At 37.9% G+C, this 19,844-nt stretch carries 17 protein-coding genes and 1 riboswitch; of the genes, 14 read left to right on the top strand and 3 right to left on the bottom strand.

Annotated features, from left to right (window positions below; genetic code table 11):
• Positions 1–6: 6 nt before the first annotated feature.
• A complete protein-coding gene (locus FC89_RS07615) occupies positions 7–4,332 on the bottom strand; it encodes a 2-hydroxyacyl-CoA dehydratase (protein WP_057871965.1) in 4,326 nt (1,441 codons plus the stop codon).
• 197 nt (positions 4,333–4,529) lie between these two features.
• Between FC89_RS07615 and FC89_RS07610 the strand changes: the two genes are divergently transcribed.
• The 8 genes from FC89_RS07610 (at position 4,530) to FC89_RS07575 (ending at position 10,728) form a co-directional block, all read left to right on the top strand.
• Positions 4,530–5,138 carry a TetR/AcrR family transcriptional regulator gene (locus FC89_RS07610; protein ID WP_057871964.1) on the top strand — a complete coding sequence of 203 codons (609 nt, stop codon included), beginning with the start codon at positions 4,530–4,532 and terminating at the stop codon, positions 5,136–5,138.
• A gap of 128 nt (positions 5,139–5,266) precedes the next feature.
• Positions 5,267–6,130 (top strand): hypothetical protein, encoded by an 864-nt coding sequence (locus FC89_RS07605; RefSeq protein ID WP_057871963.1) that lies wholly within the window; start codon positions 5,267–5,269, stop codon positions 6,128–6,130.
• A gap of 20 nt (positions 6,131–6,150) precedes the next feature.
• A complete protein-coding gene (locus FC89_RS07600) occupies positions 6,151–7,050 on the top strand; it encodes an RluA family pseudouridine synthase (RefSeq protein ID WP_057871962.1) in 900 nt (299 codons plus the stop codon).
• Between the two features lie 104 nt (positions 7,051–7,154).
• Entirely contained in the window at positions 7,155–7,802 is a 648-nt protein-coding gene (locus FC89_RS07595) for a metal-dependent transcriptional regulator (protein ID WP_057871961.1), read from the top strand.
• A gap of 165 nt (positions 7,803–7,967) precedes the next feature.
• The gene (locus FC89_RS07590) at positions 7,968–8,168 is read left to right on the top strand and encodes a cold-shock protein (RefSeq protein ID WP_010581203.1); all 201 of its coding nucleotides are present in this window, start codon (positions 7,968–7,970) and stop codon (positions 8,166–8,168) included.
• Between the two features lie 94 nt (positions 8,169–8,262).
• Positions 8,263–9,438: an MFS transporter gene (locus tag FC89_RS07585; RefSeq protein ID WP_057871960.1), complete on the top strand. Its 1,176-nt coding sequence runs from the start codon at positions 8,263–8,265 to the stop codon at positions 9,436–9,438.
• Between the two features lie 78 nt (positions 9,439–9,516).
• Positions 9,517–10,260: a threonine/serine exporter family protein gene (locus tag FC89_RS07580; protein ID WP_157060688.1), complete on the top strand. Its 744-nt coding sequence runs from the start codon at positions 9,517–9,519 to the stop codon at positions 10,258–10,260.
• 33 nt (positions 10,261–10,293) lie between these two features.
• Positions 10,294–10,728 (top strand): threonine/serine exporter family protein, encoded by a 435-nt coding sequence (locus tag FC89_RS07575; RefSeq protein WP_057872248.1) that lies wholly within the window; start codon positions 10,294–10,296, stop codon positions 10,726–10,728.
• Between the two features lie 73 nt (positions 10,729–10,801).
• Here the strand turns inward: FC89_RS07575 and FC89_RS07570 are convergent, their stop codons facing one another.
• On the bottom strand, positions 10,802–11,077 hold the full coding sequence (locus FC89_RS07570; RefSeq protein ID WP_057871959.1) for a hypothetical protein: 276 nt from the start codon (positions 11,075–11,077) through the stop codon (positions 10,802–10,804).
• Between the two features lie 148 nt (positions 11,078–11,225).
• Positions 11,226–12,287: an LCP family glycopolymer transferase gene (locus FC89_RS07565; protein ID WP_057871958.1), complete on the bottom strand. Its 1,062-nt coding sequence runs from the start codon at positions 12,285–12,287 to the stop codon at positions 11,226–11,228.
• A gap of 293 nt (positions 12,288–12,580) precedes the next feature.
• Between FC89_RS07565 and FC89_RS07560 the strand changes: the two genes are divergently transcribed.
• From FC89_RS07560 to serS, 6 genes are all read left to right on the top strand, one after another.
• A complete protein-coding gene (locus FC89_RS07560) occupies positions 12,581–13,288 on the top strand; it encodes a zinc-ribbon domain-containing protein (RefSeq protein ID WP_057871957.1) in 708 nt (235 codons plus the stop codon).
• A 22-nt stretch (positions 13,289–13,310) separates the two neighbouring features.
• A complete protein-coding gene (locus tag FC89_RS07555; RefSeq protein WP_057871956.1) occupies positions 13,311–13,829 on the top strand; it encodes a GNAT family N-acetyltransferase in 519 nt (172 codons plus the stop codon).
• A 36-nt stretch (positions 13,830–13,865) separates the two neighbouring features.
• Positions 13,866–14,372, top strand: coding sequence for an RrF2 family transcriptional regulator (locus FC89_RS07550; protein ID WP_057871955.1), 507 nt, complete (start codon positions 13,866–13,868; stop codon positions 14,370–14,372).
• Positions 14,373–14,524: 152 nt separating this feature from the next.
• Positions 14,525–16,207, top strand: a complete 1,683-nt coding sequence (alsS, locus tag FC89_RS07545) for an acetolactate synthase AlsS (RefSeq protein ID WP_057871954.1) — start codon at positions 14,525–14,527, stop codon at positions 16,205–16,207.
• A 26-nt stretch (positions 16,208–16,233) separates the two neighbouring features.
• Positions 16,234–16,411, top strand: a riboswitch (Lysine riboswitch).
• A gap of 102 nt (positions 16,412–16,513) precedes the next feature.
• Entirely contained in the window at positions 16,514–17,956 is a 1,443-nt protein-coding gene (locus FC89_RS07540; protein ID WP_057871953.1) for an amino acid permease, read from the top strand.
• Positions 17,957–18,195: 239 nt separating this feature from the next.
• A complete protein-coding gene (serS, locus tag FC89_RS07535) occupies positions 18,196–19,464 on the top strand; it encodes a serine--tRNA ligase (protein ID WP_057871952.1) in 1,269 nt (422 codons plus the stop codon).
• Positions 19,465–19,844: the final 380 nt, after the last annotated feature.

Genomic DNA, 19,844 nt, shown 5'->3' with positions numbered 1-19,844 from the left:
TTTTAACTAATGCGCATCAACTGCTTGGTTCTTGTTGCCAGTTGAAGCCCAAGTAGAGTTAACTTTTGCTGAATCAGTAACTTGATCAATGTTGGACACAGCTAAGTTTTTCTTTGCGGTAGCCAGCATTAAACGAATTCGGTTTAATTGATTGACAGTTGATAAGCTGGGATCATAATCAATCAAGGCAATATTAGCCATTGGATACTGCCGACGCAGTTCTTTAACAACACCTTTGCCGACAATATGGTTTGGTAAGCAGCCAAAAGGTTGCATACAGATAATATTGTTAACGCCTTGTTTCAAGCTGGCGACCATTTCACCAGTCAAGAACCAACCTTCACCAGTTTGATTGCCAAGATTGATGATTGATTTGGCTCCAGCCGCGATTTGATCGATAGCTTCGATACCTTCGAACCGCCGTGATTTCTTCAAAGCCTTATTCATCGGCTTTTCACATTGGCGAATTAGTTTTAAGGCTACTTCAGCCAGCCATTTATTTTTAAGCGGTGAACCTAAATGATCATGTTTGTAGATTTGATTGAACAACGAATAATTCATAAAACCGACAATATCAGGGCAAACCGCTTCAGCGCCCTCAGACTCAAGCAAACGAACTAAGTCATTATTGGCAATTGGCGAATATTTTACTAAAATCTCACCGACTAAAGTAACACGTGGTTTAACAACATCTTTGAGAGCAATTCGATCAAAATCGACTACAATTTGGTCTACATTTTGTTTAAATTCATGGAAACTGCCATTTTTAATGTTGGGACCAACGATTTCTAGCCATTGCTGATGCAATTTATCAACTGAACCGGGAACTTTTTCATAAGGCCGGGTACGATAAACAACTTTTTCAAATAAATCTCCGTATAAGAATGCTAAAGCAGCACGTTTAACTAACGGTAATGTAAATTTAAATCCAGGAGATTTTTCAGTTCCCTGGGCGCCAAGTGATAATGAAATGACTGGGACTTGTGGGAAACCAGCGTCTTTCAATGCTTTACGGATCAACGGAATATAATTAGTTGCACGGCAGCCACCACCGGTTTGACTCATCATTACTGCAGTTTGGTTTAGATCGTATTTACCACTTTTGAGTGCTTCGACCATTTGACCAATAGTGATAATAGCCGGGTAACAAGCATCGTTATTTACATATTTGGTACCTTCATCTACTGAATGTTGGCGTTTGACTGGTAGATTAACTACGTGATAACCAGAAGCACGTAAAGCGATATCAACTAAACCGGATTGATGAATTGGCGATAGCATCGGCAACAGTAACGTGTAATTTTTTTTCATTTCCGGAGTGAAGACAACCGGCTTAACAGTATCATGTTGTTCTTGAGGCAATAAGTGCCGCTGCTGCCGTTCAAAAACAGCCGCTTTAAGGGACCGGATTCGAATGCGGATAGCACCAATATTAGTACCTTCATCGATTTTCAAAACAGTATACAGTCGATTATAATGACTCATAATTTCTTCAACTTGATCAGTTGTAATGGCATCAATGCCGCAGCCGAAAGAGTTTAATTGTACAAATTCCAATTCCGGTGTTTTAGCAGCAATACGAGCTGCTGCGTAAAGTCGGGAATGATAAGTCCACTGATTAACTACTCGTAAACCGCTGACATCACCTAAATGTGAAATACTGTCTTCGGTCAAAACATTGAATCCTTCAGCACAAATAATTTGCGAAATACCGCGATTGATTTGCGGATCTAAATGATACGGACGTCCTGCTAAAACAACGCCGTGTTGGCCATTTTGCCGCAACTGTAATAACGTTTCTTCACCACGATTTTGAATCCAGTGTTTGAAATTATCCAATTCTGCAAAACCAGCATGTAGAGCCTCTTTAACTTCTTTTAAGCTAACACCAAAGTCTTTGAATGATTGATATAAATTTTGCGCAGTTGAATCAAAATCAGCTAAATTCAAGTAAGGATTACGGTAATCAACTTGACCATTGCGGATTTCGTCAACATTCATTCGAATTACATCAGGATAAGATTGAACAATTGGACAGTTGAAATGATTATTTGCGGCTGCTTTTTCTTGCCGTTCATAGACAACACATGGATAAAAGATAGTCTGAACACCGCGATTGATTAGCCACTGAACGTGTCCATGAACTAATTTAGCTGGGTAGCAGGCAGTGTCGCTTGGAATCGTTTCAATTCCCATTTCATAAACTTCGTCAGAAGAACGCGTTGAAAGTTCGGCACGAATTCCTAATTCTTTAAAGAAAGTAGCCCAAAGAGGATAGTCTTCGTACATATTCAAGACTCGTGGAATACCAATGGTACCGCGAGTAGCTAATTTTTTCCGTAATGGTCGGTAAGAAAATAGTTTGCGCAATTTTTCTTTAACCAAATTAACGCGCTGATCTTTGGGCTTTAATTTGATGCGTAATCCCTTTTCACAACGATTGCCGGTGATGAATTTGCGGCCGTCATTAAACATGGTAATTGTCAGCAGACAATTGTTTTCGCAACGTCCACAATGATCAAAAGTTTTGGTTGAAGAAAGGCCTGCCATTTGGGCCGGTGTCAGCAAAGTTGTTTGATCACTTGCGGTGGAGCGTTCTTGGGCGATTAAAGCAGCGCCAAACGCCCCCATTAATCCGGCAATATTAGGTCGAATGACATCTTGACCACTCAGTAATTCAAAGGAGCGCAATACAGCTTCATTATAGAAAGTTCCTCCTTGGCAAACAATATGCTGACCTAAATCTTGAGCTGATCGAGCTTTGATCACTTTAAAAAGAGCATTTTTAATTACAGACATCGATAAACCAGCGGAAATATCCCCAACTGTCGCGCCTTCTTTTTGCGCTTGCTTAACTCGTGATTGCATGAATACCGTACAGCGTGATCCGAGATCAGCTGGGTGCGGAGATAACAAAGCAGCTTTCGCAAAATCTTTAACGTTATAACGTAAGGATTGCGCAAAGGTTTCGATGAAAGAACCACAGCCTGATGAGCAGGCTTCATTTAATTGGATAGTTGCCAATGCACCATTTTTAATATGCATGGCTTTCATATCTTGTCCGCCAATATCTAAAATAAAATCAACGTCAGGCATAAAATGATGAGCGGCTTTGTAGTGTGAAACAGTTTCAACTTCGCCTTCATCAGCGTTTAGAGCACTTTTGATCAGTTGTTCGCCATAACCGGTTGTACAGGTTTTGACAATCGTTACATTCGCGGGCAGTTGCTGATACATAATAGTCAGTAAACTAATAGTTTTCTTTAGCGGATCGCCTTCATTGTTGGCATAAGCGGTATAGAGAATTTTTTGATCTTCGCTCATTAGGACAATTTTAGTAGTGGTTGAACCGGCATCAATTCCCAAGAAAGCTTTTCCATGATAATCAGCAAGTGGACGGGAATCGACTTTAGCATTTGCGTGTCGTTTCCGAAAAGCTGTTAACTCTGCCTGGTTTTTAAACAAAGGATCCAACGAATTAGTTGGTTGCAAGGTATGAGCTGAATTTTGCAAAGCAGCGATTAATTGTTTAATCGTAGTAGGTGATTGTTCTTGAGCAAAAAAGGCTGCTCCTTTAGCAACAAATAATTGTGGATCAGGCGGGAAAATAACATCTTCAGGCTTTAAATTCAGTGTTTCAATAAAGCGCTGCCGTAATTCGCTCATAAAATACAGTGGGCCACCCAAAAAAGCGACTTTCCCCTTGATCTTATGACCAGAAGCCAGTCCAGCAATTGTTTGATTGACAACTGCTTGAAAGATTGAAGCAGCTAAATCTTCTTGCCGCGCTCCATCATTAATTAATGGTTGAATATCAGTTTTGGCAAATACACCGCAACGGGAAGCAATCGGGTAAATATGCTGATAACCCTTAGCCAGCTCATTTAGACCGTTGGCATCAGTTTTTAATAAACTGGCCATTTGATCAATAAAGGCACCAGTTCCACCAGCACAAGAACCGTTCATCTTTTGTTCAAGTGAAGCACCGAAAAAGGTTATTTTTGCATCTTCACCACCTAATTCGATAGCTACATTAGTTTCAGGACAAATTTTTTCAACGGTTTTGGTACAAGCAATAACTTCTTGAATGAATTTAAGTTTTAAGACATCAGCCAATCCCATGCCACCGGAGCCGGTGATTGTAAAAGCAATCGGTGTTTCAGCGCCAATTTTTTCGGCGGCTTCAGCTAAAACTTTTTGACTAGCATGTTTAACATCAGAGAAATGTCGTTGATAAGTTTGATAAAGCGGATGATTCTGCTCATCTAAAATGACAACTTTAATAGTTGTTGAGCCGACATCGATTCCGCCGAATAATTTTTGCGGCTGCATAAGTTTTCCTCCTAATTTATTGCGCCTGATAACTACTTGTTGAATAACCAACAAGTGTCGTTTATACTAACTATAGTTTATTTTACTGCGAAAATAGAGATAATCAATAATCAATAAACTGCAACTTGTTGAATAGCCAACAGGTGTTGCACTTGTGTTGGAATACTAAGTGAGAATTTTAACAAGGGGATAAAAAAATGAAAAAAGAAGATTTAAGAGTTGTTAAAACTAAGCAAGCAATTTTTAGAGCCTTTGTTGATTTGACATTGGAAAAAGATTTAACAGCCATCACAGTCCAAGACATTGCTCAGCGGGCGTTGATTAATCGATCAACATTTTATAGCCATTTTCATGATAAACAAGATGTCTTGGATCAAGTGTTTTCTTATGCTTTGCAGCCATTGCTCAGCGGGATTGAAGATAATATTGTTGAAACCGGCAATGTGATTCGCGAACAACGTTTGGTGCAGGAAGTTACAAAACTTTTTTTGCAGATTCAAAAAGAAAAGAAATTTTATTTAGTAGCTTTTAAAGGCCGTAACAATTTGATTTTATTGGATACTTTTAAACAATTTATGGCGGAACGATTTGCTGATGTTTTTTCCCGACTGGAAGTTAAAGATGGGACACAACTTATTCCAAATGATTTCATTATCTCTTATTTAGTGACAACATTTACTAGTACAGTTTATTGGTGGCTGGAAAATGATTGCCCATTGCCGGCCGAACAAATGGCACGAGTTATGATTAAACTGATTAGTAGTGCCGGCTTAGCTGTGTATCAGTTTAAGATCAGTCGTGATTAATTTTTATTTTGTCCGATTTAGCAGTTAAAAAGACTCCAAAATTTTGAATTGAGAAATGATTAAGATGTTTTACTTTGTTTAAGCTCTTAGCGTATACTTAGCTTACATTAGCGAAGGGAACGATCATTATGGAGCTCAGCAGGAGAAAAAACGCTGCTTATTTACAAAAAGAGCAAAAAGGTCATGGACTAACGCGCTTCATGACTTTTTTGCTCTTGTTAGCATTTTGTGCAGCTGGTTTCAGTTATGTTTTAAAGACGACGATTTTTGATGAACCAACGATGCAACAATTTATTACCCAAAAGAAGTTTGTCCAGCAAATTAACCAAAAATTAAATACGACCCTAGCCGCTACGGCTCAGGAATATAATATTCCTAGCCAGCTGACAACTGGTTTATTAACACAGCAGCAAGTGAAAAGTGATTTAAAAACTACTGTTGCCAATGTTTATGCTGGCAAAACCGATCCGGTGGATACTAGTTTGATTCAGCAGCAAGTAAAAACTAATTTGCAAAAAAAAGCTGAATCTTTAAACATTCCTACCGATAATAGTATTTATCAAACAGCTGTTAATACTCTTTTGAGCGGGTTGCAAAGTGAACTGCAGCAGGAACTGAATACCCAGCAGCTGGTTCAACCAATTAAAGATTTTACAACTATCCGGCGAATTAATGCTCAAGTTTGCTTAATTGCCAGTGCCTTGATAATTATTTTGCTGTTTTTATTGTTATTAAGCGAACGCAATTTTTGGAACTGGCTGCATTATTGGGGATTAGCAGCTTGGCCTGCCGGTATCATTATTCTAATAATCAGTTATTTCCTGACAACCTTACCATTAACTGAATTAAATCAAACGGGGATTGATTTATCTGGAATAGCAGGAGAAGCAGTTGAATTACTAGCTCATGAACTGAATATTTTTGGCATTGGCTTGATTATTATTGGTTTACTTGGTTCTCTGCTGGGCTGGTTGGGTCGTCGGCGACAATAATTATAAGAGGAAGATAATTTTTGGATTATTTATTAACGAACACGACAACGGAAACTTTAGCACTTAAAAAGTTTCTATTAAAAAAACAAATTAGTCAGCGAACACTTAGCAAAATTCGTCGTAAAGAAATTACTTTAACCAGTTCGGGGCAGCCAATTGATTTGAAGGGAAGAATAGCACCGGGCGAAAAAGTTAAACTGGTTTTTCCGCCTGAAAACAATCCAGATATAGTGCCCGATTTTACTTCTTTAGAGATTTTATACGAAGATGCTAATTGGTTGGCAGTTAATAAACCAGCTGGATTAGCCACTGTTCCGGGACCGGCTAATCGTACGACGACTTTAGTTAATCAAGTTAAGGGTTATATGATTGCACAAAAAATGATTGATCAAGTTCCACATATCATTACACGACTGGATCGTTTTACTAGTGGGGTTGTATTGATTGCCAAACACCATTTGGCTCAAAGCATGGTAGAAGCTCAGGTTGAAAAGCATGCCATGGATAAACGCTATCTGGCGGTGGTTGCTGGAAAAGTTGAACCGCCGACTGGTTTAATTGATTTGCCGATTGCTCGGGTTACCGGTCAGCCGCAGCGCATCATTGCACCGACAGGACAACCGGCTCAAACTCGTTATTGGGTAAAACAAACAGCCAATAACGCTAGTTTGGTTGAAGCAAAGCTGTATACCGGCAGAAATCACCAAATTCGACTTCATTTCAGTGCACTAGGATATCCTTTACTGGGTGATCAACTTTATGGTGGTGATCAACATTTGATTGATAGACAAGCTTTGCATGCGGCTTCTTTAAGCTTTTTAGATCCTTTTTCTAAGCGGCAGATAAAGCTAGTGGCAGCTTTGCCACAAGATTTGCAACAGTTGCTGATAAATTTGAATTTACCATTTGTAGAATCTTAAAATTTGTTTCAACCAACTTGTTGCTGGATTTCTGGTATAATACTTCTTGAAACGTTTTTAATACTAAATATTTATATGACAGGTAAAGCTGGGGTGATTGTTCGATGACTCCGATGAAGGAAGATTACTTAAAAATAATTTTTGAGTTGGGTGGCACTAAAAATAAAATTTCAAATAAACAGATTGCATTAAGTTTGAATGTAGCTGCCGGATCAGTAACTGAAATGGTCAGCAAACTGGTTAAAGAAGGATTAGCTTCGCATACGCCATATGCTGGAATCTCATTAACTGATGAGGGAATTAAATTAGCTGAGCAGTTAGTGCGTCGCCATCGTTTATGGGAAGTCTTTTTATTTACAAAATTAAATTATAAATTGGCCGATGTTCATGATGATGCTGAAATTTTAGAGCATACAACCAGTGATCGATTAATGGATCATTTAGATCGGTTTTTGGACTACCCAACACATTGCCCGCATGGAGGAGTGATTCCAAGTGCTGATGGCAGTTATGAAGAAGATAGCCATACGGTACTGGCTGATATAGCAGATGGACAAAGTGTGGTGGTTGAGCGCTTCATTGATAACCATGATTTGTTAACGTACTTGGATGATTTAAAATTAAAAATCGGTGATGAATTAAAAGTTATTGAACACAAACCCTTTGAGGGACCGGTTAAGATTGAGCGTTCTAAAACTGGGCAAGAAATTAATGTCAGTTTTAAAGCGGCGCATTACATCTTTGTCAAATAATTTGTGGTCAAACTATCTTTTTTTAAAAAACTGTGATATACTCTAATTGTATTTTTGTATGGGTTACCGTGGTTAGATTGTTTCAAATAACTTTCCCCATTTGTGCCGATCAAGAATTACAATTTATATTATTAAGTGCCCAAACGGCACAAGGAGGATTTTATTATGGAACAAGGTACAGTTAAATGGTTTAACGCTGACAAAGGTTTTGGTTTTATCACTCGTGAAGATGGCAGTGATGTATTCGTACATTTCTCAGCTATTCAGGGCGACGGCTTCAAAACTTTAGACGAAGGTCAGCATGTAACTTTTGATGTTGAACAGAGCGATCGTGGACCGCAAGCTGTTAACGTTGTTAAAGACTAATTTTAATTAGACTGTTGCTGACAGTTTAATATTTAAATTTGATTTGAAGCAGGATGAACGCTCATCCTGCTTCTTTTTTTTGAGGAGGTTTTCATTGAAACAATTAAAGCTGAAGTGGCTGTTACTGGGAAGTTTGTTAACAAGTACTGGGACGAGTTTTATGTGGCCACTGACAACGGTCTATATGCATGATTATCTGCACCAAAGTCTTTCACTAGCTGGCATTGTTTTATTACTTGAGTCACTAGTTATGATCGGTGGCAGCTATATCGGAGGATATATTTTTGATCATTTGCAAATTCACTTTTGGTTGCAGTTGGCTATCAGTCTTTCGGTTATTTCACTGCTGCTATTAATTTTTTTAAATGGTTGGCCGGCATATCCGATTTTACTGATTATTAACGCGCTTGGCGGTGCAATTGCAAATACAATTGTTAATTCCTTAGCTACGTTAATCGTTGAAAAGGACTCACGCTATGTTTTTAATATGCTTTATTTTATGGCTAATATTGGGGTTGTATTAGGAACAATGCTGGTTGGAATTGTGGTTAAGTATAATATTCGTTTGATTTTTGTAATTACTTTTATTATGTTTGTTTTTTTCTGGTTGATTGCCAAATTCTACTATCAAGTTCCAGCTAGAGCTAAATCGTCATCAACGTCTGCTGGCGATTCGAACAAACAGCTAACTAAGACCAGTCGTCGTCATTTTTGGCTGATCATGGGCTTGTTGCTGGCCTATTTAGCTATTCAATTAGGGTATTCGCAATGGCAGAGTAATTTATCAATTTATATGCAAGGCTTGGGAATTTCTTTGACCAAATACAGTTATCTTTGGACTTTAAATGGAATTTTAATTGTTATCTTACAGCCAATTTTGAATTTTTTTGAGAATCATTACCATATTGATCAATTTTATAAAGTTTTATTGGGATTTATTTTGTTTATTTTAGCATTTATTTCGTTGATTTTTGCCAAAGATTATTTGCACTTTATTTTTTCGATGATTTGGGTAACCATTGGTGAAGTAATAACTTTTCCAACGATTTCGGCACTGGCAGCACAATTGAGTTCAACTGCTGAAAAAGGAAAATATCAAGGAAGTGTCAGTATTGCCGCTTCACTTGGTCATGCGTTCGGTCCACTTTTAGGGGGAATTATTATTGAGCAGACTTCCTATGAGTGTTTATTTTCAGTGATGGCAATTTTAGTAATTACGACAACTGTGATCTGCACTGCAATTAAATTCATGCTATTTAATTCGAAGTGATTAATTATCAATTGCAATTTGAAAAATTTTATAAGATAATTTGCTTCAAGAAGATAGATTTTGAAGGGGATAGGTAAAGTGCAGGGTGACGATCTGATTATTGAAACAGTTTTGTTAGCGGGCAAGATCATGATCGAAAATGGTGCAGACATGGCCCGTGTTGATGATACTCTATCCCGAATTGCTCGAAATGCAGGAATTTACCAGCCTAAGATTTTTGAAACAACTACCGGTATTTTGATGTCGATTCCAGAAAGAAAATCGTCACAAGTTGAACCGATTTTGAAACGAACGATCGATTTAGAAAAAGTGTCATTGGTTAATCAAAATTCGCGGGCTTTTCAAGCTGGTCAAATTACACTAATGGAGTTGCATGATAATTTGGTAAAGCTCAATGTGTCAACTCCTTTTTTTTCCTTTTGGCTGCAGTTATTAGCCGCCGTTGGGGTAAGCTGTACGCTAATGTTAATGTATGGTGGGCATTGGCAAGATCTTTTTGCAACAGCTTTAGCCGGTGGATTGGGTTATGGTTGCTATTATTATATTAATAATCGGTTAAAGGTGCGATTTGTCAGTGAATTTTTGGGTTCGTTTTTAATCGGCGTGGTTGCCGTTTTATGTGTACGAGTTAACCTTGGAGAGCAGATTGATATGATTACAATCGGCGGAGTTATGCCATTAGTGCCAGGAGTGCCGATCACCAATGCAGTACGGGATGTTTTTGCAGGGCATTTGCTAAGCGGTATGTCACGCGCCTCAGAATCTTTATTGAGTGCTTGTGCAATCGGAATGGGGATTGCCGTTGTTTTTAGGTTCATGTAATAGGAGAATGGTGATACGTTGGAATTCATATTGATGCAAGTTATATGTTGTTATTTAGCGACACTAGGATTTGGGATTATTGTTAATATTCCACACCGAGCTTTGAATTCTTGTGGTTGGGTCGGTGTTTTTGGTTGGATAACATATTTAGCGTTAAAATCGTTGAATCTGGGAACAATGCTGGCGAATGTTGGAGCAGCGTTAGTTATCGGTTTGGGTTCAATGATAATGGCGCGCAAATTAAAAATGCCAATGATTCTCTTTAATATTCCCAGCATGGTTCCTTTAGTTCCGGGAGGACAGGCTTATAGGGCTGTCCGCAACTTTGCTTTTGGAAATGACTTGAAAGCTATTTATTACCTAGTTCAGGTAACGATGATTGCCGGTTCAATTGCAATGGGTTTCTTTATTGCCGAATTAATTGCACGAACATATTTTCAGGCAGCAAGACGCCAAAAATCGAAATAAATAATAAGCTGAAAGTAATCTAAAACAATGCAATTGTCTGGATACTTTCAGCTTTATTAAATTTCAGTTGGTGTTAAACTTTACTTGTGGGTTGAGAATAAATTGTATAGTTTTCGGTAGGAACATGATGTTTTTTCATAATGGCGACAAAACAACGACTGAATGTTTCAATTTCAGGGATAGTAGTTTCAACTAGCCAAATTTTATGCGCAGAACGAGTGAATTTTCCTAATTGATCCAATTCAGGGAAATCTTCAATTTGTGGTGGTAAAATACTCTGATTAAAATTTATTTTATAAGTGTGAGGTTTAGCTTCATCCCATTCATTGTAATTCTTTTCACTAATCATTTGATTGTCCTCCTTTATTGAAAGCGCTTACTAGTTCTAATGAACAATATACTACGTTTGATTTTAAAGTCAATAGAATGATTGGGCTTTTCTATAAAAATAAGACTGCATTCTTAGTTGTTAAGAATGCAGTCTTGCGGGTTATTCATTAATTATTTTCTGGTGTAGTATCAATTTGATCAGTATGTTTGAGTGTACTGCCGGTTTCAGCAGCTTGCAATTCTAGCGCTTTTCGCAATTCATTAGTAACGCGCTGCTTTTCGGTTTCCGATACAGCTTCAAAAGAAACACCATTAATTTCATCTTGTGTTCCTTGAGCGTGATCAGAGACTAAGTTGCGGCTAGCATGGCGATACTTGAAAGCTAACAATTCTAAATCGTTAAAAGTCAGGTCAGTTCGCAATTCATTACCAATTTCTTTAAAGAAAGTTGGTGACATTAGACTTTTTAAATTACTTCCCTTGTGTGAAATTGCAGTTAGTACTTGTCGCTGCCGTATTTGTCGGCCATAGTCACCCAAAGGATCGGAATGCCGCATGCGGACATAGGCCAATGCTTGTTTCCCATTTAAATGTTGACTGACATTTTTTTTGAAGGAATAGCCACCATAACTAAAAGTCAAGGTCGGAGTAATTGATACTCCATTAACAGCATTAACCAAATTTTCCAAACCGCCCATATTGATCGTAGCGTAAAAATCGATTGGAATATTCAAATATTTTTGGACAGTTTTGACAGCCGCCCCAGAACCGCCGTAATCATAAGCTGAATTTAATTTACTGGGGTAACTGTTTTCAAAGCCATATACAGCCACTAGAGCATCACGTGGCAAACTAACCATTGTCATTTTCTGATCTTGTGGATTAAGAACCAATACAATTAAGGTATCGGTTCGACCTTTAAAATTTCGGCCTAAAGCACCAGTATCTGTTCCCATTAATAAGATGGAAACGGGTTTTCCATCTTTAAGTAATTGTTGTGTATTTCGAGCTTTGCTGATATGGGCAGAACTATAGACATCAGTGGCAGTTTGATGAGCCTGCTGATAAAGCCTGAAAAATCTATAAAAAAAGATTCCACTAGCAGAAACAAAGAATACACAGAAAATAAAAAAAACCAGTTGCAGCCGACGATGTCGTTTAATCGGTCTGCGATGACGAACCATTGCTGATTGTGATGTTTCATGGTTAGCATTATCTGAGGTTGGCATAACAAAGGACTCCTTATATAGTGATATTTTAACAAATTTGGCGGTTAACGACCAATAAAAACTTATAATTTTCATTAAAGATTTTAAGAAAGCAGCTTTCAGGATAGCACTGATGATATCGGTACAAAAAAGAGCAGGCCGAAAAATGGTAAAATTAAATGTTTGCTTTTAAAATATTGTATAATGAACTTGCAAGAACTTGATTATCGAAGTTGAGTTGAAGGTCAACTAATTTATAGACCAAAACTTTGATTGCTATCTGAGTTGATCAGAGAAGGGATTGAAATTACTAAATGAAATATTGTCAAAGATGCGGTCGAAAAATAGCTAATGAAACTATAGATTGCCCGCATTGCGGGATAAAACAAGAAAACCCAACTGAAGTTGAAAATAAGCATTGTAAAAAGTGTGACCAATTGATTCCGGTAAATGCTAACTATTGTACGTATTGTGGTGCGGATCAAGCCTTTTTCTACCATGATGATCAACAAAAAACAGTAGTGCCTCCAACAGTTACCCCAGAACCAGCAGTTAAAGAAAAATTAGAAGAAGATACGGTTCCAAACAGACTGCAAAAAAATGAATCTTCACGTCCAGGATTAATTATTTCCACTAAGCTAATGATCCATGATATTTTTACAATTTCTAAAAGAATGGGTCGAGCTGATTATTGGTGGGGCTTTTTAGGTCTTAACTTATTATCAGTGGCAGCTGGAATAATAATTGGTACTTTGCTGAGCTTAGTGCAAATGCTGGATCCGCAGCTGACTTGGACTCTTTATCGTTTACTATTGAGTGCTTGGTTGACATTTATTTATATAACTGTCACAACAGCTCAAATCAGAAGATTACATGATTGTGAGTGGTCGGGGTGGCTGATTCTAGCTAAGTTTATCTTTTTTGTCGGTGATATTTTTATTATCTACGCAATGCTGCAGCCACAATCAGTGACTCAGTCTAAATATACTTTTAAAGAAAAAAATCGATCTAATCATTTTTAGTTTAGTGAGAGCAGGAATTAAAATGAAAGATGAGATCAAAACGAATCGATTGTATCTGCGTCAGGTAAAATCAAGTGATTTAGCTGATCTTTTTGAATATGCTTCACAAAAACAAGTTGCGGCAGCAGCGGGCTTCAACTGCTGTCAGACATTGAATGCGGCTAAAACATTTTTAGCAGATTTAGCTGTCCCGGGGACTTGGGTTTTAGAAACAATTGCTTCAAAAAAAGTAATTGGAAATATCTGCTTATTTACTGCCAGTGACGAATCAGGGGAACCGGATGCAACTAAAAAGTTACTAGGCTATGCTTTAAATCAGTTTTACTGGAACCAGGGTTATATGACCGAAGCACTGAGTGGAATAGTAAATTTGGCAAAGCAAAAGAATATTGCCGAAATTGAAGCAGTTGTTTCATTGGATAACTCCGCTTCGCAAAGAGTTTTGGAAAAGAATCGATTTGAACCGCAAATGGTTTTTAATTCACCGGTAGGAGCTGATTTGCAGTTGCAACCAGTAGTCAACTATCGACGACTTATTTAATAATGTAATATAAATACTTTTAGAGAGGTGAAACAAATGCAATTAACTAAGGGTTTTGAACAAGCAGCATGTATTATTGCTTTGTTAGCAACACAAAATCGCCGAATACCAATTTCTTCACAAGTGATTCATGATCGTGTTAATGGTTCACAAACATATCTGCAAAAATTACTACGGAAATTAGTCGTTGCTGGGTTGATTACTTCGGTTTCAGGTAATAGTGGCGGATTTTCATTAGCGAAAGATCCTAAAAAAATCACGTTGCTGGAAGTGGTTCAAGCAACTGAGGGTGAAATTAAAACTTATCCTGATCTAGGTTTTATTGATTTGGTTTTTCGTGATTTTCGTCCCTTATCACAAGAGGCTACGCATGTGATTAATCAAGCTTTTCATCATGCCGACCAGCTTTGGTGTCAATATTTGGGGACAAAAACGGTTTATCAGATTATTTTGGATACTTTCGGAACGGAAAACATTCCCTTGGTTGATTGGAATGATCCTAAGACCGACAGCCGTTTGGTGTTGCCTAAATTAAAAAGTTAATGATTAAGCTTAATTGATTTTTGTCAAGTAGGGTAATCAATATTTAAATTAATTTTTTCACAATAATAAAAGATGATAAGATAATAAGGAAGCAGCAGTAACTGCTTTCAGAAGAAATTACTTGACAAGTATGCTGGAGGTAAGAGCAACTGATGAAAGATGAAAAAAAGTATTATGGTGCTGATGCAATTGTTGATAGTCTGATTAATCATGATGTTAAATATGTATTTGGGATTCCTGGAGCCAAAGTTGATCGAGTCTTTGAACGACTGGATCATCCAACCAACCCTAAGTCGCCTAAATTAATTTTAACTAGACATGAACAAAATGCGGCGTTTATGGCTGCAGGAATTGGTCGAATAACCGGCAAGCCAGGAGTAGCTTTAACAACTTCAGGACCAGGTGCCAGCAATTTGGCTACAGGATTAGTAACAGCTACAGCTGAAGGTGATCCTGTATTAGCAATTTCTGGTCAGGTACAGCGCACCGATTTATTACGTCAAACGCATCAAAGTATGGCAAATTCATCATTGTTTGCTCCGATTACTAAATTTAGTGCGGAAGTTCAAGATCCGGAAAACATTTCCGAAGTAATTGCTAATGCTTATCAAGAAGCGGAGGCGGGCAAACAAGGAGCTGGTTTTGTATCAGTTCCACAAGATGTTACTGATGCAGAGGTTCATACTAAAGTTATTAAACCGTTAGTTGCACCCAAATTGGGCCCGGCTAGTCCAATCGAATCGACTTTGCTGGCACAGCGAATCAAGGCTGCTAAATTACCAGTGTTGCTGTTAGGAATGCGGGCTTCTTCGCCAGCGATAACTAAAGCAATTCGCAATTTGATTGCAGAAACTCATTTACCGGTTGTTGAAACTTTCCAAGGGGCCGGAATTATTCCACGAGAAATGGAAGAAGACTTCTTTGGGCGAGTTGGTTTGTTCCGTAATCAACCAGGAGATCTACTGCTTAAGAAGAGCGATTTAGTGGTTGCTATCGGTTATGATCCAATTGAATATGAACCGCGTAATTGGAATGCTGATGGCCAGGCAAATATTGTAGTAATTGATAGTATGCGCGCGGAAATTGATAAGAATTTCCAACCAGAACGGGAACTAGTTGGTGATATAGCGCAGACACTGGATTTCTTGTTGCCTTATATGAAGGGGTATCAAATTCCTGAAGGCTCAAAAGAATACTTGGCACAAATGCATGAAAAATTTGAAGAACGTGATGCAGCGCCGGCAATTAAAAAAGGCCAAGTTTTAAATCACCCGTTAAGTGTTATTCAGGAATTGCAACAACGAATAACTGATGATATGACGGTCACGGTTGATGTGGGCAGCTTTTACATCTGGATGGCTCGGCATTTTAGAAGTTATGCTCCAAGACATTTGCTTTTCAGTAATGGGATGCAGACACTTGGAGTAGCATTGCCGTGGGCGATTGCAGCCGCTTTGGTTCGGCCGAATACCCAAATTGTGTCAGTTTCAGGTGATGGTGGCTTTTTGTTTTCAGCTCAAGACTTAGAAACAGCGGTTCGGTTGCATTTAAACATTGTGCATATTATTTGGAATGATGGCAATTATGATATGGTTAAATTTCAAGAAGAGTTGAAATATGGTCAGTCAGCTGGGGTCAAGTTTGGACCGGTAGATTTTGTAAAATACGCTGAGAGTTTTGGAGCAACCGGATACCGAGTTAACCAAGCCGCTGATTTAGGTCAGGTTTTGGATAAAGCTTTTGCAACTGAAGGTCCAGTAATTGTGGATATTCCAGTTGACTATAGTTTTAATCAGGAACTTGGAAAACAAATTTTGGATGATCAATTGCATTAAAGCGTGGTATAATTAACTCAATAATTTTACATCGAAGAGGTTGCAGATGATATTAGTAATTGTTGTGAGATGATAAGGCATCGATGATCAACAGTGAAAGGAGATTTTGCCGAAGTTTAACTTAGCCTGAGTAAGTTGAACTGGGGTCTGGCTGAAAAAGTCAGAAACTGTCGCAATCAGATTTGCGGAGCGCTATCGAGTTTGACTTGAATAATTTGGTAAAAAGTCTTGCTGGTAATGTTTGGTAGCAAGACTTTTTTGCTGCAATTTTGTGCTTAACCTCTTGAATTTTTAAGGAGGAGCTTGATGGAAAAGGAAGAACATGTGCGTCGGGCGTTGAAAACACGTCACTTGTCAATGATTGCTTTAGGAGGCAGTATTGGAACTGGCTTGTTTGTGGCTAGTGGCTCAGCGATTTCAACTGCTGGGCCGGGTGGTGCATTATTAGCCTATATCGGTATTGGAACTATGGTGTACTTTTTGATGACCAGCTTGGGAGAAATGGCAACATATTTACCGGTGACGGGATCATTTGCTGTTTATTCGGGTCGTTTTGTCGATCCTGCGCTGGGATTTGCTATGGGATGGAATTATTGGTTTAATTGGGCAATTACGCTGGCAGTTGATGTCAGTACGGTTTCGCTGGTAATGAAATTTTGGCTGCCGGGAGTTCCAACTTGGGTTTTTAGTTCGATAGCATTGATTATTATTTTCTTGATCAATGGTTTTTCCGTTCTTTCATTCGGGGAAACAGAGTATTGGTTAGCTTTAATTAAGGTTGTGACGGTCATTATCTTTTTAATTGTCGGTTTGTTGACAATTTTTGGGATTATGGGTGGTCACGCTGTTGGATTTGAGAATTTTGTTTATAAGAAAGCGCCATTTGTTGGCGGTATCCCCACAATTCTGAGCGTGTTTGTTGTTGCTGGTTTTTCATTTCAGGGGACAGAATTGATTGGAATTACTGCTGGAGAATCGGCGACTCCAGAAGAAAGCGTTCCTAAAGCAATTAAGCAGGTTTTTTGGCGGATCTTATTATTCTATATTTTGTCGATTTTTGTTATTGCTTGTTTGATTCCTTACACCAGCTCAAATCTGTTGGGCTCAGGTGCACAGGATATTACTATCAGTCCATTTACCCTAATTTTTCGGCGAGCTGGTTTGGCGTCAGCTGCTAGTGTTATGAATGCAGTTATTTTAACATCGGTTTTATCAGCGGCCAATTCAGGAATGTATGCCTCAACTAGAATGTTATATTCACTGTCACGGCACGGAGATGCACCAAAGATTTTTGGAAAATTGAATCAAAGAGGAATTCCATTTGCTGCTTTGATTGGAACAACAATGGTTGGCTTGTTTACTTTTTTGATGAGTATTTTTGGTACGGAAATTTATACATTCTTGGTTAGTGCTAGTGGATTAACTGGTTTTATTGCTTGGTTGGGAATTGCAATTTCACATTACCGTTTTCGTCGTGCTTTGAAAAAACAAGGAAAATCGTTAGACAGCTTAAAATATCGGGCTAAGCTTTTTCCATTGGGGCCATTACTGTCTTTTGTATTGTGTGTGCTAGTCATTATTGGTCAGGACCTAAAATCATTTGCTGAATTAAATTGGCAGGCAATCGGCATTAGTTATATGAGTGTTCCTTTATTCTTGATACTCTTTTTCTATTATAAATTACGGCACCATACAAAAATTATTCCACTTGATCAAGTGGATTTATCAAAGCCAGAAATTAAAAAATGAATTATGACTGGTTGACCACTATCAGTGGGTATGCTAACCTAATTTCATGGTATAAATTCACTATAAGTAAGTGTGGCCTGTAAATACGTGATTACAGTACTGAAATTTTAATAATTGACAGTACAAAACAGTTGTTTGTTAGCAAGTTATACTTGTGTTGGTTTGAATATGGTGAATATCGCAATTAGGCCTTTCGTTCCATTTTAGGGATGGAAGGCTATTTTTTAGGAGGTTTTTGGATGCTAGATATTAAAATGATCCGCCAAAATGAAAGTGATGTTAAGGCACGCTTAGCAACAAGGGGAGTTAAAGCAGAGTTGATTGATCAGTTGTTGGCGGCGGATCAGCAACGACGTGATTTGGTAGTTAAATCTGAAACTTTACGCCAACAAAGAAATGAAGTTTCCGAGCAAATAGCCCAAGCAAAACGAAACAAAAAAACGGCTGATGAAGAAATTGCTCGTATGAAACAAGTCGGACAACAAATTAAGCAAATTGAAGAGAAATTAAAAGAAGTTCAAGTGAAAGTTCAAGACTGGGCTGCAAGACTGCCTAATCTACCTAATCCAACAATCCCAGTAGGACCAGATGAAAGTTATAATGTTGAAATAAAAAAAATTGGTACTCCAAAAGAATTCACTTTTAAACCGAAACCACATTGGGAAATTGGTGAAAAACTGGGAATTCTTGATTTTGAACGTGGAGCTAAAGTTTCGGGCAGTCGGTTTTTATATTACGTTGGCTTAGGTGCCAAGCTAGAGCGTGCAGTTTATAATTTTATGTTAGATGAACATGAAAAAGAGGGATACACTGAAATTTTACCGCCATATCTGGTGAATGCAGCATCAATGTATGGTACTGGACAATTCCCTAAATTCAAAGAAGATGTTTTTCAAATTCAAGATCAGGATCTGACTTTAATTCCAACGGCTGAAGTCCCTTTGACCAATTATTATCGTGATGAAGTTATTCCAACAGAAAAATTGCCGGTTTATTTTACTGCATTATCACCGTCGTTTCGTTCGGAGGCTGGTAGTGCTGGGCGAGATACTCGGGGCTTGATTCGATTGCATCAGTTTAATAAAGTTGAAATGGTAAAATATTGTCGTCCGGAAACATCATATGATGAATTAGAAAAGATGACTATTAATGCGGGGAATATTCTTGAAAAACTGGGATTACCGTATCACATTATTACGCTTTCGACTGGAGATATGGGATTTTCAGCAGCAATGACACATGATTTAGAAGTATGGATTCCGGCTCAGAATACGTATCGAGAAATTTCCAGTTGTTCTAATTGTGAAGATTTTCAAGCTAGAAGAGCACATATTCAGTATCGTGATGAAAAAGGAAAATTAAATTTTGTTCATACTTTAAATGGTTCAGGGTTGGCAGTTGGTAGGACCGTTGCCGCAATTTTAGAAAATTATCAAAATGAAGATGGTACGGTTACAGTTCCTGAAGTATTGCGTCCATACATGCATGGTGTAGATTTAATTGAGTGAGCTTGCCAAACAAATAAATTTCGAGAATAATAATTTCAAGGACAGGGGAATTAGCCTCCGTCCTTTTTGTTAAGAAAAGTAAAAGGATCGTCTCCTAATGATTTATTATTTTGGAATTAGACTTTAAATTCGAGATTTTTAAATTGAAGTAACATATAATTTGAAAAAAGTTGTTGACGGGCACGTATTTAATTGGTATTATATTCATTGTTGTTGAAAAGCTGTTTGCTTCAATATCAGCGGCTTAAATGATTGACTATTATAAAACTTTTAGTTGACTTTCAACTATTTAAGAGTATAATTAGTTATCGTGTTACAAATAATGTAGACCTTTGAAAACTGAACAAAGTTTCGATAAGCAAATGTGCAGGGCCTTGCTA

Origin of the sequence: Liquorilactobacillus ghanensis DSM 18630, from assembly GCF_001435235.1 — a bacterium.
Lineage (GTDB): Bacteria > Bacillota > Bacilli > Lactobacillales > Lactobacillaceae > Liquorilactobacillus > Liquorilactobacillus ghanensis.
This window is presented reverse-complemented; position numbering and strand designations above follow the sequence as displayed.

Coding starts and splice junctions, on each gene's coding strand:
- FC89_RS07555 (WP_057871956.1), top strand. CDS start 13,311: ATGAAAGATGAGATCAAAACGAATCGATTGTATCTGCGTCAGGTAAAA.
- FC89_RS07550 (WP_057871955.1), top strand. CDS start 13,866: ATGCAATTAACTAAGGGTTTTGAACAAGCAGCATGTATTATTGCTTTG.
- FC89_RS07570 (WP_057871959.1), bottom strand. CDS start 11,077: ATGATTAGTGAAAAGAATTACAATGAATGGGATGAAGCTAAACCTCAC.
- FC89_RS07595 (WP_057871961.1), top strand. CDS start 7,155: ATGACTCCGATGAAGGAAGATTACTTAAAAATAATTTTTGAGTTGGGT.
- FC89_RS07560 (WP_057871957.1), top strand. CDS start 12,581: ATGAAATATTGTCAAAGATGCGGTCGAAAAATAGCTAATGAAACTATA.
- FC89_RS07575 (WP_057872248.1), top strand. CDS start 10,294: ATGCAAGTTATATGTTGTTATTTAGCGACACTAGGATTTGGGATTATT.
- serS (WP_057871952.1), top strand. CDS start 18,196: ATGCTAGATATTAAAATGATCCGCCAAAATGAAAGTGATGTTAAGGCA.
- FC89_RS07610 (WP_057871964.1), top strand. CDS start 4,530: ATGAAAAAAGAAGATTTAAGAGTTGTTAAAACTAAGCAAGCAATTTTT.
- FC89_RS07565 (WP_057871958.1), bottom strand. CDS start 12,287: ATGCCAACCTCAGATAATGCTAACCATGAAACATCACAATCAGCAATG.
- FC89_RS07615 (WP_057871965.1), bottom strand. CDS start 4,332: ATGCAGCCGCAAAAATTATTCGGCGGAATCGATGTCGGCTCAACAACT.
- FC89_RS07605 (WP_057871963.1), top strand. CDS start 5,267: ATGGAGCTCAGCAGGAGAAAAAACGCTGCTTATTTACAAAAAGAGCAA.
- alsS (WP_057871954.1), top strand. CDS start 14,525: ATGAAAGATGAAAAAAAGTATTATGGTGCTGATGCAATTGTTGATAGT.
- FC89_RS07540 (WP_057871953.1), top strand. CDS start 16,514: ATGGAAAAGGAAGAACATGTGCGTCGGGCGTTGAAAACACGTCACTTG.
- FC89_RS07590 (WP_010581203.1), top strand. CDS start 7,968: ATGGAACAAGGTACAGTTAAATGGTTTAACGCTGACAAAGGTTTTGGT.